Origin of the sequence: Caballeronia udeis (assembly GCF_044909315.1) — a bacterium.
GTDB lineage: Bacteria > Pseudomonadota > Gammaproteobacteria > Burkholderiales > Burkholderiaceae > Caballeronia > Caballeronia udeis_A.
The window spans coordinates 82,893-95,541 of sequence record NZ_JBIYEB010000018.1 but is presented as its reverse complement, the minus strand read 5'-3'; the positions used below and the strand labels follow the sequence as shown (position 1 = coordinate 95,541).

Annotated in this window: 12 protein-coding genes; 7 read left to right on the top strand and 5 right to left on the bottom strand. The window is 62.0% G+C overall.

The features are described 5' to 3' along the window. Positions 1-283: 283 nt before the first annotated feature. From mtgA to mpl, 5 genes are all read right to left on the bottom strand, one after another. Positions 284-1,006, bottom strand: a complete 723-nt coding sequence (mtgA, locus tag ABH944_RS26395) for a monofunctional biosynthetic peptidoglycan transglycosylase (protein WP_404610267.1) — start codon at positions 1,004-1,006, stop codon at positions 284-286. Positions 1,007-1,055: 49 nt separating this feature from the next. Continuing rightward, positions 1,056-1,916: a shikimate dehydrogenase gene (gene aroE, locus ABH944_RS26390; RefSeq protein ID WP_404610268.1), complete on the bottom strand. Its 861-nt coding sequence runs from the start codon at positions 1,914-1,916 to the stop codon at positions 1,056-1,058. Then, positions 1,913-4,012 carry a ribonuclease catalytic domain-containing protein gene (locus ABH944_RS26385; protein WP_404610269.1) on the bottom strand — a complete coding sequence of 700 codons (2,100 nt, stop codon included), beginning with the start codon at positions 4,010-4,012 and terminating at the stop codon, positions 1,913-1,915. The genes aroE and ABH944_RS26385 overlap by 4 nt, the downstream gene beginning before the upstream one ends. A 99-nt stretch (positions 4,013-4,111) precedes the next feature. Next, on the bottom strand, positions 4,112-4,699 hold the full coding sequence (locus ABH944_RS26380) for a YqiA/YcfP family alpha/beta fold hydrolase (protein WP_404610270.1): 588 nt from the start codon (positions 4,697-4,699) through the stop codon (positions 4,112-4,114). Further along, the gene (gene mpl, locus ABH944_RS26375; protein WP_404610271.1) at positions 4,696-6,096 is read right to left on the bottom strand and encodes a UDP-N-acetylmuramate:L-alanyl-gamma-D-glutamyl-meso-diaminopimelate ligase; all 1,401 of its coding nucleotides are present in this window, start codon (positions 6,094-6,096) and stop codon (positions 4,696-4,698) included. Before mpl ends, ABH944_RS26380 begins: the two co-directional genes overlap by 4 nt. 171 nt (positions 6,097-6,267) lie before the next feature. On the opposite strand from mpl, the gene ABH944_RS26370 reads away from it, so the two are divergent. The 7 genes from ABH944_RS26370 (at position 6,268) to ABH944_RS26340 (ending at position 12,597) form a co-directional block, all read left to right on the top strand. After that, on the top strand, positions 6,268-6,918 hold the full coding sequence (locus tag ABH944_RS26370; protein ID WP_404610272.1) for a UDP-N-acetylmuramate--alanine ligase: 651 nt from the start codon (positions 6,268-6,270) through the stop codon (positions 6,916-6,918). Then, complete coding sequence (locus ABH944_RS26365) at positions 6,915-7,466, top strand: TlpA family protein disulfide reductase (protein ID WP_404610273.1); 552 nt, start codon at positions 6,915-6,917, stop codon at positions 7,464-7,466. Before ABH944_RS26370 ends, ABH944_RS26365 begins: the two co-directional genes overlap by 4 nt. Positions 7,467-7,669: 203 nt before the next feature. Next, the gene (gene aroQ / locus ABH944_RS26360) at positions 7,670-8,134 is read left to right on the top strand and encodes a type II 3-dehydroquinate dehydratase (RefSeq protein WP_404610274.1); all 465 of its coding nucleotides are present in this window, start codon (positions 7,670-7,672) and stop codon (positions 8,132-8,134) included. Between the two features lie 155 nt (positions 8,135-8,289). Then, positions 8,290-8,772, top strand: a complete 483-nt coding sequence (gene accB, locus ABH944_RS26355; protein ID WP_404610275.1) for an acetyl-CoA carboxylase biotin carboxyl carrier protein — start codon at positions 8,290-8,292, stop codon at positions 8,770-8,772. Between the two features lie 175 nt (positions 8,773-8,947). After that, entirely contained in the window at positions 8,948-10,330 is a 1,383-nt protein-coding gene (accC, locus tag ABH944_RS26350) for an acetyl-CoA carboxylase biotin carboxylase subunit (protein WP_047845253.1), read from the top strand. A gap of 29 nt (positions 10,331-10,359) precedes the next feature. Then, a complete protein-coding gene (gene prmA, locus ABH944_RS26345) occupies positions 10,360-11,262 on the top strand; it encodes a 50S ribosomal protein L11 methyltransferase (protein WP_404610276.1) in 903 nt (300 codons plus the stop codon). Between the two features lie 45 nt (positions 11,263-11,307). After that, the gene (locus tag ABH944_RS26340) at positions 11,308-12,597 is read left to right on the top strand and encodes a DUF3426 domain-containing protein (protein ID WP_404610277.1); all 1,290 of its coding nucleotides are present in this window, start codon (positions 11,308-11,310) and stop codon (positions 12,595-12,597) included. The last annotated feature ends 52 nt before the right edge of the window (positions 12,598-12,649 follow it).

Genomic DNA, 12,649 nt, shown 5'->3' with positions numbered 1-12,649 from the left:
TGTCTCCGAGTGCTTTTTTCGTTTCACGCGGTCCGGGGGAAAACCCGAACCGCCTGCAACTGCCGTTTTGGCTTGTGATCGGATTTTAGAGCCACGCGTCGCGAATATTCAATATGTGATTGATGTGTTCACATATTGGGAGATTTTAGGAATTTTTAGTGATAACGCCGAAAACAAAAAACCCCGACGAATCGGGGTTTTTGGGGGCAAGGCACTGAGCCGGTATGGGTTCAACCGGCTTTTATGGAGACGCGCTCAAAAGGCAAAGGCAGACAACAAGCCCTCAATGCGGCAATTCCGCCGCCCCCATGCGGCGCGCAATCACCCCTGCCCGCTGCGACAAATAAGCGGACCCGCGATGTTCATCGAAGTATTTCGGCCGGGGCAGCATCACCGCGAGCCGCGCCGATTGCCACGCGGTCAGCTTCGATGCAGACGTCTTGTAGTAGTAATGCGCCGCCGCTTCAGCGCCATAAACGCCGTTCCCCCACTCCACCGAATTCAGGTAGATCTCGAAGATGCGTTCCTTGTCCATCCAGAGCTCGAGCATCGACGTGATCACCAGCTCCTGCGCCTTCCTCACATAGCTCTTTTCCCGCGATAAGAACAGGTTGCGCGCCAGTTGCTGCGAGATGGTCGACCCACCCGCGACAATCTTGCCGCGCGCCTTGTTCTTCTCCCAGGCTTGCAGGATGGCGTCGGTTTCGTAACCGTTGTTGTTGACGAAGTTCGCGTCCTCCGACGCAATGATCGCGCGCTTCAGGTTGCGCGATATGTCGTCGTACGGAACCCACGTGCGCTGCATGGCGAGGTCGGGACGATCCTGCGCGAGCCGCCACGCGTCCGAACGCATGAACGCCGTCGACGAGGGATTGACCACCGTATAAATCCCTACCATGACGAAGAAGTAGAACTGCGTGGCGACGGCAGCAATGGCCATCACCGATATGCCGTAGACAATCCATCGAGCCGGCCCGAGACGAACGGGCGATTTTGTTCTTGTCATCGTGCTTCTTCTGTTTGGAACGGAATGGCGCGCGCAACCACGCGCTTTTCTAAATCTTCGCCGATAACTCCAGCCGCAACGCGCGCAGCACCGCACCGCTGTCCGGGCGCACCCCGCGCCACAGGAAAAACGATTCGGCCGCTTGCTCGACGAGCATTCCGAGGCCGTCCGCCGAACGCGCGCCGAGGCTTGCAGCGTGCCGCATGAACACCGTCGGCTGGGCGCTGTACATCATGTCGTAGGCGAGCGTGCCGGGGCCGAACGAACCGTTGTCGCAATCGGGCAGTGAGTCGTCCAGACTGCCGGCCGTCGCGTTGACGATGACATCATAAGGACCCGCTTCCACGCTATCCGTAGCGCCACCGGAGAAACGCACATGCGCGGCGTGGGCGGCATCGGAGAAATGATCGACGAGTTGCTGCGCCTTCGACGCCGTCCGGTTCACTATCGTCAGCGCCGCCACGCCGCCATCCAGCATGGGCAGCACGACACCGCGCGCCGCACCGCCCGCGCCCAGCAGCAACACGCGCGCGCCTTTCAAACCAACGCCCAGATTCCCTTCGATATCACGGACAAGACCCACCCCGTCGGTGTTGTCGCCGAGCACGCCGTCAGCGTTGAACGCCAGCGTGTTCACCGCGCCCGCTGCGGCGGCGCGCGGTGTGAGCGTATTGGCGAAGGCGTGCGCATCGAGCTTGAACGGCACGGTCACGTTCATGCCGCGACCCCCGGCTTCGACGAACGCGCGGACATCGTTGGCGAACGCGCCGATGGTTCCCAAAACACGCCCGTATTCGATCGCCTCGCCGGTCTGCTCCGCAAAACGCGCATGAATCCATGGCGATTTGCTGTGAGCGACCGGATTGCCGATCACAGCATAGCGGTCCCGAGACACAATGCCCGATGTCATCGCGTGGGCTCCGTCGTGTTGGGCGCGCTTTCGCCCGCAGGTTCATCCACGGCGGATTCGCTGTCCGGCGCAGCAGCTTCCGGCAAGGCTTCCGCCTGCGCCTCGGCTTCGCTCTCCGCGCTCAGATCTTCCACTTCGATCAGCTCTTCTTCCATCTCATCCTGCTGCGCCTCGGCCTCTTGCGCCGACGCCGGTGCGGGGGCATCGATCACATGCAGCAAACGGCACGACGCCTCGACCGTGAGTTCGTCGATGCTCACTACGTCGAGCATCACCTTCGTCCCGCGCGCGTGCACGCCAAGGCCGGGCACATGCAGCATCAACGGGATTTCATCTAGGCGCACGAGATCGTCCTTCACCACCGACGCCACCACGTGCTTCTTGTCCTCCTGCTTCAACCAGCGCAGGCACCAGAAATATTCCATGCGCCGCTGATGATCGGCGTACGCGGAATACTGGTCATCGAAGCCCTGCACGACCGCGAACAAATCGGCGTCTTTCGGCTTGAACGGCGCGACCAGCGCGGCGGTCACGCCATGCCGCACGCACGCGAGCAATTGCCATTGGTTGACTAGGTCCACATACCGGCGCAGTGGCGACGTGCTCCACGCGTATTGCGCAACGCCCAGCCCTTCGTGCGGCGCGGGCGTGGTCTGCATGCGCGTGCGCTTCGGACCCGGCGCGCCGAATCCGCGCTGCGACCGGTAGATCCCCGGCACGCTGTGATCGTTGAGAAACGCGCCCCACGATGAGTTCGCGAGAATCGCCAGCTCGGCCACGATCAGGTCGAGCGGCGATCCGCGTCGACGCGGCGCAATCGTGATGTGCTCGCCTTCCACATAGAAATTGAAGTCGTTATTGCGCTGCACTTCGCGCCGCAGACCGTACCCCGCGCGCGCTTCCTGACGCTTTTCGAACAGCGCCTGCGCGAGCGGCCACAGCACCGCGATGTCGTCCTTGTGCGGGTATTCGCCGCTACCCGCCGCGAGCGATTCCTCGGTGACGTACTCGTCCAGATGGTTGTGTCGAAGATTGCTTTTCACGAACACGCGCTCGGCACGCGTTTCGGTCGCGACGATTTCCTGCGTTTCCCGATTCACGATGATGTACAGCGACAACGCCGGCCGCAATCCGCCTTCAGCCAGCGTGAACGCGTCCACCACGCTGTCCGGCAGCATGGTGATCTTGTCGCCGGGCATGTACACGGTGGACAACCGCGTGCGCGCGATTGCATCGATCATGTCGCCGCGGGCGATTCCCAGCGCCGGCGCCGCGATGTGAATACCGACACGCACGCGGTCATCGGCGAGATGCTCGACGGAAAACGCGTCATCAATTTCAGTGGTGGTGACGTCATCGATAGAGAACGCCTGCACGTCCGCTTCCGGCAGATCGTCGGGGAGCGGCGGCACGGTGACCGGCGCGAAGCCCGTTCCGTGCGGGAAAAATTCCGACAGGAAACGCGCTTCGTGCAGCGCGCGCGCAGACGGAATGCCGCCCACTTCCAGCATCAGCCGCGCTTGCGAAATCCCGCGAGCGGCGGCGGCCGCTTCAAGCGCCTTATATTCGATGGAGTTCTTGTCCGGCTTCGTCAGCAAACCAATCGCCTTTCCGGCCAGCGCGTCGGGCAGCTTTCCAGCGACCAGTTCCTCGACATAACCCTCCTGCACCAGCGCCAGTTGCCGTTTCTTTTCCAGCCCGGCCAACGCCATCTGCAACTGTTCCTGCGGCGCGCGCTGATATTGCCCACGCCCCTTTCGGCGGAAATACACCGGCGATCCATGCATGCGCAGCACCAGCGCGGCGCGTTCGGTGGCACCGAATTTATCGCCGAAATAATCCGCGCCCAGTTCCGCAAACGGAAATTCCTCGTCCGGCGCGCACTCCCACAGGAAGTCGAGATCGATCTCCTGCGCAATGGCATCGGCCTGCTGCATCAGGTCGGCGGCGTTCGGTTTCTCGAATTCGATCAATACGTCTTTGGCACGCACTTTCGCGCGCCGTCCGCCCGGCAACTCGACCTGAAACGCGTCGTTCTGCTTGGACAGAACAGCGCCGGCCTTGAAACTACCCGATTCCTCGAAAAAAACGTTCACTCAATACTCTCGAAAGACTGTTGGTCGACGTGGCGTCCGGTCGGGTTTGCGTCCCGCACGAAGCGTCAAGTCCACAATAAAAGGATACGCTCAGGGTCGTCAGGCCGTGACAGCAGGCGGCCGGGCCGCGCAGAACGCGAGCACCTGGTCCAGGTAACTGGGAAAGTCGCTGATCGCGTGATCGCTGCCCTGGATCAGCGTGGTCCGCACGTCCGGGTAATGCGCGAGCATGGTGCGGTAGTCGAGCACTTCGTCTCCGGTGGCCGCGATCAGATAGTAGCGCTCAGGCCGGGTGATCGATGGAACGGTAAGCGCACGCAATTCGTCGATATGACGCGGTTCGACCACAATAGTGCCGCCGCCATGCCACAGCGGCTGCTCGCCGAGATAACAACTCAGGTCCTCTTGCGGTACGACCGCCGGATTCAGCAGGACCGCGCGCCAGCCGTGTTTTTCGGCAAGCCACGTTGCATAAAACCCGCCGAGCGAACTGCCGATCACCGTGATCTCGTCGTGATGGACTTGTGCCGCGAGCGTTTCGGCAAGCGCAATGGCTTCTTTAGGCGACACCGGCAACGTCGGGCACTGCCATTCGTCGATCAGTCCCTGCTCTTCCAACCGCGCGCGCATCACGCGAGCCTTGAACGATTGCGGCGATGACCGAAAGCCGTGCAGATAAAGAATCACGCCCGCTCCTTGGTGTCCGGCCGCGCCGACAGCGCATCGAGCAGCTTCTGATGCACGCCGCCGAAACCGCCGTTGCTCATCACGAGCACGTGGTCCCCCGGGCGGGCTGCGGCGGCGACCGACTTGACGAGCGCCGAGAGGTCGCTGAACGCCTGGGCCTTGTTGCCGAGCGGCGCCAACGCCGCGTGCAGATCCCAGCCGAGCTTGTCGCGGCCTTCGTGCGCGCCGTAGCCGAAAACCAGGTCGGCGTCGGCGAGACTGGCCGGCAATTGCGCCTTCATGGTGCCGAGTTTCATTGTGTTTGAACGCGGTTCGAGGACTGCCAGGATGCGGCTATTTGCGCCTATGCGCGTCCGCAAGCCCGCTACCGTTGTTTCGATCGCGGTGGGGTGATGCGCGAAGTCGTCGTAGACGGTCACGCCCGCCACGCTGCCCTTCACTTCCATCCGGCGTTTCACGTTCCGGAATGTGCTCAGCGATTGCGTCGCCTGCGCGGGCGGAACGCCCACCGAACGCGCCGCCGCGATCGCAGCCAGCGCATTCATTCGATTGTGCTCGCCCTGCACTTGCCAGTCGACCACGCCCAGGCGCTCGCCTTCCCAGTACACGGCGAACTGCTCGTCGACGGCAACACCGTCGCTCGCCGGCAGCGCTTCCCAGCCGCCCTGCACGCCGAAGCGCTCGACGCTCGACCAGCAGCCGCGTGTCAGCACGCGTTCGAGCGCGGGCTCACGGCCGTTCGTCACGATCCGCCCGACGCCCGGCACAGTACGCACCAGATGATGAAATTGGGTCTCGATAGCGCCAAGATCCGGGAAGATATCCGCGTGATCGAATTCAAGATTGTTCAGCACGGCCGTGCGCGGGCGATAGTGAACGAACTTGGAGCGTTTATCGAAGAAAGCGGTGTCGTATTCGTCGGCTTCGATCACGAAGAAGCTTGAATCGGTCAGCCGTGCCGAGATGTCGAAATTCAGCGGCACGCCGCCGATCAGGAATCCCGGATTCATGCCGGCATCTTCCAGCAGCCAGGTCAGCATGGAGCTGGTGGTGGTCTTGCCATGCGTGCCGGCAACCGCGAGCACCCATTTTCCGTTCAGCACGTGTTCGCCCAGCCATTGCGGGCCGGACGTGTAGGGCAGGCCGCGATCGAGAATGGCTTCCATCAGGGGATTGCCGCGCGTCACTACATTGCCCACTACATACAAATCTGGTTCGAGCGCAATTTGCTCGACGCCGTAGCCCTCGATCAGCTCAATGCCCTGCGCTTCGAGCTGGGTGCTCATTGGCGGATAGACACCGGCGTCGCAGCCGGTGACGCGGTGACCCGCTTCGCGGGCGAGGACCGCGAGGCCACCCATGAATGTGCCGCAGATACCGAGGATGTGAATGTGCATAAAGCGTGTGTTCGTGGCGTGAGGGCCGTTAGCACGGGGGGAATGAGTGAGGTATTCCGGCGCCCGGAGCGGTACATTGTAACCGACGGATGGGCGTGGATTTTTGCCCCGCGGCCCGGACTTCCGTCCGCACGCCCGCGATCGAAAACCTATCTCCGGTATCATTCCTCCATGATTCGCAAATCACATTTCGATCCGCAGCGCGTGCGCGAGGAAATTGCCATCGCGGCGGCGCGGCTGATCGCCGAAGACGGCCTCGACTATTCCACCGCCAAGCGCAAAGCCGCCCGGCAGGTCGTCGGCGAAACGCGCATTGGCGGCGAATGGCTACCGGATAACGGCCAGATCGAGGAAGAAATCCGCGAATACCAGGCGATCTTCCAGAGCGAAAGCCAGCCCGCTGTCCTGCGCCGCATGCGCGAAGTCGCACTCGAATGGATGCAGCGACTCCAGCCGTTCAATCCTTACCTGACCGGCGCCGTGCTGAACGGCACCGCAGGCGAGCACTCGGATATCCACCTGCAATGCTTCTGCGATAACCCCAAGGAAGTCGCTATCTATCTCCTGAACGCGAATGTTCAATACGACGTCTCCGAGACGCGCCATTTTGCCGGCCGCGGTTACGTCGAAACCCTGAGCTTCCTGATGCGCCCCTCGCGCGACGAAGAACCCATGGGCATTCACATCGCGCTCTACGACACCAATGACCTGCGCGGCGCCGTCCGTGCGGACGGCCGGGGCAAGCTTGCGCGCGCAAGCGCCTCCGCCGTGCGCGCCTTGCTCGATGAGCCGCCCGCCCCCACACCGGCCACCTCTCTATGAATTCCATGCGCATTGTTGCTGCCCTTGTAGTCGCGATCGCGGCAACCGGCGGCGGTTTCTACGCCAGCCGCCTGATGACGGGCGGCCAAACCAGCCAGGCAGCCGAAATCACGTCGAAAGCAAGTGGCAACGCCGTCGATGATCTCTGGAAAACTCAGCTGCAAAATGCTGCGGGAACCCAGCAAGCGCTCGCCTCGTTCAAGGGCAAGCCGATCGTGCTGAACTTCTGGGCGTCGTGGTGCGGCCCCTGCGTGAAGGAAATGCCGACACTGGCTGCGCTTCACCGGGAATATGAGAAGAAGGGCATCACGTTCATTGGTCTCGGCGTCGATTCCGAGAAAAACGTAAACGCGTTCCTGCAAAAAGTACCCGTCGATTACCCCATCTACGTAGCGGGCTTTGGCGGCGCCGACCTCGCGCGCAGTTTCGGCAATAACGCGGGGGCGCTCCCCTTCACGGTCGTCATCGACGCGAAAGGGGTGATTCGTTCGACAAAACTCGGCGAAATCGATCCAAAAGAGCTGAAAGCGACGCTCGACGCCCTATAAGACGCCCGTTTGTTCCGGCGCAAAGCGATATCGTTCGCCGGGAGATACCGTCATTTCAAGAAACTTTGCACGACAATACGTGCAAAATGCGGGTATACGACCTCCCCGAGTGCCTGAACCCGCCCTCCGGCAGGTCGTAAAACTAGACAAAATTCTCTAAAGGGCGCTAAAGTGCGCCCAACTCCGCACAAACCAAAGCCACTATGTCACGACTGCTGGTGCTGCACGGCCCAAATCTTAATCTGCTAGGCACCCGCGAACCGGATGTGTACGGCCGGGTAACGCTTGCAGAGATCGATAAGGCGCTAGCAGACAGGGCACAGGCGGCCGGCGCGGAATTGTCTTCGTTCCAGAGCAATCATGAAGGCGCGATCGTGGACCGCATTCAGCAGGCGCGAAGCGAACAGGTGGACTTCGTGCTGATCAATCCCGCAGCGTATACACACACGAGCGTCGCGATCCGCGACGCCCTCGCGGGCGTAGCGCTGCCGTTCATCGAGATTCATTTGTCGAACGTGCACAAGCGGGAAGCTTTCCGGCATCACTCCTATTTCTCCGATGTGGCCGAAGCCGTGATTTGCGGCCTGGGTTGGAAAGGCTATCTGTACGCGCTCGATTTCGCTCTCGAGCGTCTTGCTATGCATCCTGCTGAAAAGCCACGCGCTTGAGTCGCGATCCGCTCAAGGCAATTGAACTGCTCGCACAACGCGATGCGGAGCACGCGTCCGCAATATCGGACAACGCTCTCATCGGCGGCACCCAACTACCAAGTCAAGCACCGGAAAAAGCTTCCGGTCACCAAGCATTGAAAGGGGAATTTTCGATGGACCTTCGTAAACTTAAAACTCTTATCGACCTCGTCTCGGAATCCGGCATCTCGGAGCTGGAAGTCACCGAAGGCGAAGGTAAGGTTCGCATCGTCAAGAATGCCGCGCCGGTCTACATGCAAGCCCCGCAGTACATGCCGCAAGGCCCGATGCAGCAAGCGCCGCAATACGGCCCGCCGGGCGAAACAGGCAACGCGGCGGCCGCCGGTGCGCCGGCTACGCCGGCTGCCGTCGTGCCGCAAGGCCACATCGTGACGTCGCCGATGGTCGGCTCGTTCTACCGCGCGCCGTCGCCGGGCGCCGATGCGTTCGTGCAGGTCGGTGACACGGTCAAGGAAGGCCAGACGCTATGCATCATCGAAGCCATGAAGCTGCTGAATGAAATCGAGTCGGACAAGTCGGGCGTCGTGAAGGAAATCCTGGTCGAGAACGGCCAGGCCGTCGAATACGGTCAGCCGCTGTTCGTGATCGGCGATTGATTTCCCGCGATGCCACCGGACGAAAGCGTATTCAGTTCCCATGCGCCCAGTCGGTGGCCGCAGCACCCGGGCGCTCGCCTGATTAGCCAGACTAACCGGCGAGACGCGCCGCCGATCTCCCAGGAACGCCACGGACAACCGTCCCGGCGTTCCATCGATGAGTCGAAACCTTGCTATGTTTGAAAAAATCCTCATTGCGAACCGTGGTGAAATCGCGCTTCGAATCCAGCGCGCGTGCCGCGAACTAGGCGTCAAGACGGTTATCGTCTACTCGGAAGCCGATAAAGAAGCCAAGTACGTGAAGTTGGCCGATGAAGCCGTGTGTATCGGACCGGCTCCGTCCAACCTCAGCTACCTCAACATGCCGGCGCTGATCAGCGCGGCCGAAGTCACCGACGCCGAAGCGATCCACCCCGGCTACGGTTTCCTGTCGGAGAACGCAGATTTTGCGGAGCGCGTCGAGCAATCCGGCTTCACGTTCATCGGACCGCGCCCGGAAACCATCCGCCTGATGGGCGACAAAGTCTCCGCCAAGCAAACGATGATCAAGACGGGCGTGCCGTGCGTCCCGGGTTCGGAAGGCGCATTGCCCGACGATCCGAAGGAAATCGTGAAGATTGCCCGCACGATCGGTTACCCGGTGATCATCAAGGCAGCAGGCGGTGGCGGTGGCCGCGGCATGCGCGTGGTGCACACCGAAGCGGCGCTGGTGAACGCGGTGAACATGACCCGCGAAGAAGCCGGCCGCGCGTTTGGCAACCCGCAGGTCTACATGGAAAAATTCCTGGAGAACCCGCGGCATATCGAAATCCAGATTCTGGCGGATTCATTCCGTAACGCGATCTGGCTCGGTGAACGCGATTGCTCCATGCAGCGCCGTCACCAGAAGGTGATTGAAGAAGCGCCGGCGCCGGGTATTGCGCGCCGGTTGATCGACCGGATCGGCGATCGTTGCGCCGACGCCTGCAAGAAGATGGGTTATCTCGGCGCGGGGACGTTCGAATTCCTGTACGAGAACAACGAGTTCTATTTCATCGAAATGAACACGCGCGTTCAGGTCGAGCATCCTGTGACGGAGCTGATTACCGGCGTCGATATCGTCCAGGAACAGATTCGTATTGCGGCCGGCGAAAAACTCGCGTTCCGCCAAAAGGACATTGTGTTTCGCGGTCACGCGATCGAATGCCGGATCAACGCGGAAGATCCGTTCAAGTTCACGCCGTCGCCGGGACGTCTCACGTCATGGCATTCGCCGGGCGGCCCGGGAATTCGTGTGGATTCGCATGCGTACAACGGCTATTTCGTGCCGCCGAACTACGACTCGATGATCGGCAAGCTGATCTCGTACGGCGCGACCCGCGAGCAGGCGATCAACCGCATGCGCATCGCGTTGTCGGAAATGGTCGTGGAAGGCATTTCGACCAACATCCCGCTGCATCGCGAGATGATGATCGATGCGAAGTTCGTCGAAGGCGGCACGAGCATTCACTATCTCGAAAACAAGCTCGCTGCGCGCAAAGCGGCAGCTGCCGTCGCGGCAGAAGACGCGGCGCAATAACGCACTAACGCAACAAGCAAGGCTTCAAGATGAGCTACCGGGAATTGATCGCCGAGCTGGACCGGCAACACGCGGAAGCGTTGTCGGATGCGCTGCTCGAGTTGGGCGCGCTGTCGGTATCGGTGGAAGATGCCGACGCCGATACCCCCGACGAGCAGCCGCTGTTCGGCGAGCCCGGCCTCACGCCGGACCAGACGGCGTGGAACCGCTCGCGCGTGGTCGCCCTTCTGGCGGATGACGCCGATCCCGCCGTGCTGCTCGCGGCGGCGGCAAATGAAATCGGCTTGAAGGGCACGCCGGCGTTCACGCTGCGCGACGTGGAAGATCAGGACTGGGTGCGCCTCACGCAATCCCAGTTCGATCCCATTCCTATCGGTAAGCGAATCTGGGTCGTGCCGTCGTGGCACGCAGCGCCCGATCCCGACGCGCTCGTGCTCGAACTCGATCCAGGCCTCGCATTCGGCACCGGCAGCCATCCGACCACGCGGTTGTGCATGGAATGGCTCGAGCAATCGGTCGGGCAAAACCAATCCGTGCTCGATTACGGTTGCGGTTCCGGCATCCTCGCGATCCTGGCGAAGAAATGTGGTGCGAACCCGGTGGTTGGTATCGATATCGACCCGCAAGCCGTGGAATCCGCGCGTCAAAATAGCGAGCGCAATCGCGCCGAAGTCACCTACGGCCTGCCCGCGGATCTCCCCGAAGGGCAGTTCGACATCGTGGTCGCGAACATTCTGTCGAACCCGCTGAAGCTGATGGCGTCAATGCTTGCAGCACGTGTAGAACCGGGCGGACGCATTGCGTTATCGGGCATTCTGGCCCGTCAGGCGGACGAAGTGGCGGCGGTCTATGCACGCTGGATCGACATCAGCGTATGGCGTGAACACGAAGGCTGGGTGTGTCTTGCGGGTACCCGCCGCGAAAGCCTTTAGAATAGCGCCATCGTCCATCTACCGGCCTCTGGCCTTCGGCTACATATGGCGCTGGCAACCCGCTGTCCCCACTGCGAAACGGTGTTCCGTCTGGACCCGCATCTACTCGCGCCGCATGACGGCCGCGTGCGTTGCGGCCATTGCCAGGAAATCTTCGACGCCGCGCATTATCAATTCGACCGCGACGAGATCGTCATGACCGCGCTGGCCGCAACCGCACCGAACTACGGCGCGGACCCGGCGAGCCCCCGGGCGGAGAAGTCAAGCGCCGAGGTCGCGAGCGGCAAGCGTGACGCGCTGGGCATTCCGCTGCACCCGTTCGTCTCCAATACCGCCCTCGCGCCTCAAACCGAAGCCGCTCAAACTCCGTCAGCCAGCGAGGAACCGCTCGCGGGACTCGCTGCTGCCGAAGCGCTGTCGCGCACGCGCGCAGAGAGTGATTTTCCGGGCGAAGGACGAGCCGGATCTCCGTGGCAAGCGGTCAATCGCGCTGAAGCAGAAGCGCAGGCGAAAGCACCCGCCGATCCCCCCAAACGCGTCGACCCGTTCGTGCGCCGTACGGAAGGCGATTTGCTGAAGGAGTCCCGTACCGATCCCTTCATTGGCCGAACTGAAAACGAAGCGCTCAACGAGTCGCGCACTGAGCCGTTCGTCGGCCGGAGCGCACCGCGGCCGGAACCGGAACCGGAAACGCCCGCGCCCCGCCGCCCCACCGACCCCGCCCCCCGTTCCGAACCCTCCGCACCGTGGGCAGCAGACCCCGCCGAGCCGCATTTCGGCAATGCGGCCGCATCGTCCGAACCCGCTGCTGAGCCGTTCCCCGTCATGCGTGAAACGCGCGCACCGGTCCGGTCGGGAATCGTGTGGAAAATCATCGGCTCGCTGATTGCGCTCGTGCTGCTGGTCACGCTAGTCGCGCAGGCCGCATGGTGGGAACGAGAGACCGTGATGGTCTACTGGCCCGCCTCGCAACCGCTTTTCGCGCAAGCCTGCGAACAGCTTGGCTGCGTAGTGGCGCCGCCGCGGGATATCGACGGCTTGCAAATCGAGAACTCCGGTCTGCGCCAGGTGGACGGCTCGCATAAGCTTGAACTGAAACTCTCGCTGCGCAATCGCTTCGACGTGGCGATCGCGTATCCGGCACTGGAGCTCACTCTCCTCGACGACAAGAATAACGTCGCGATCCGGCGTGTCCTGTGGCCGCAAGACTACGCGCGTCCAGGCACGGTGATCGGTGCAGGCCTGCCCGCGCGCAGTACGCAGCCAGTCATCGTTCGGCTCGATACCGGCGACGCGGTCGCGGCGAATTATCGCGTGCAGATCTTTTATCCCTGACACGCGCGTGCTTCTGTGTTTTTACGCTTAACCGTTTTCTACGCGCTTTTCC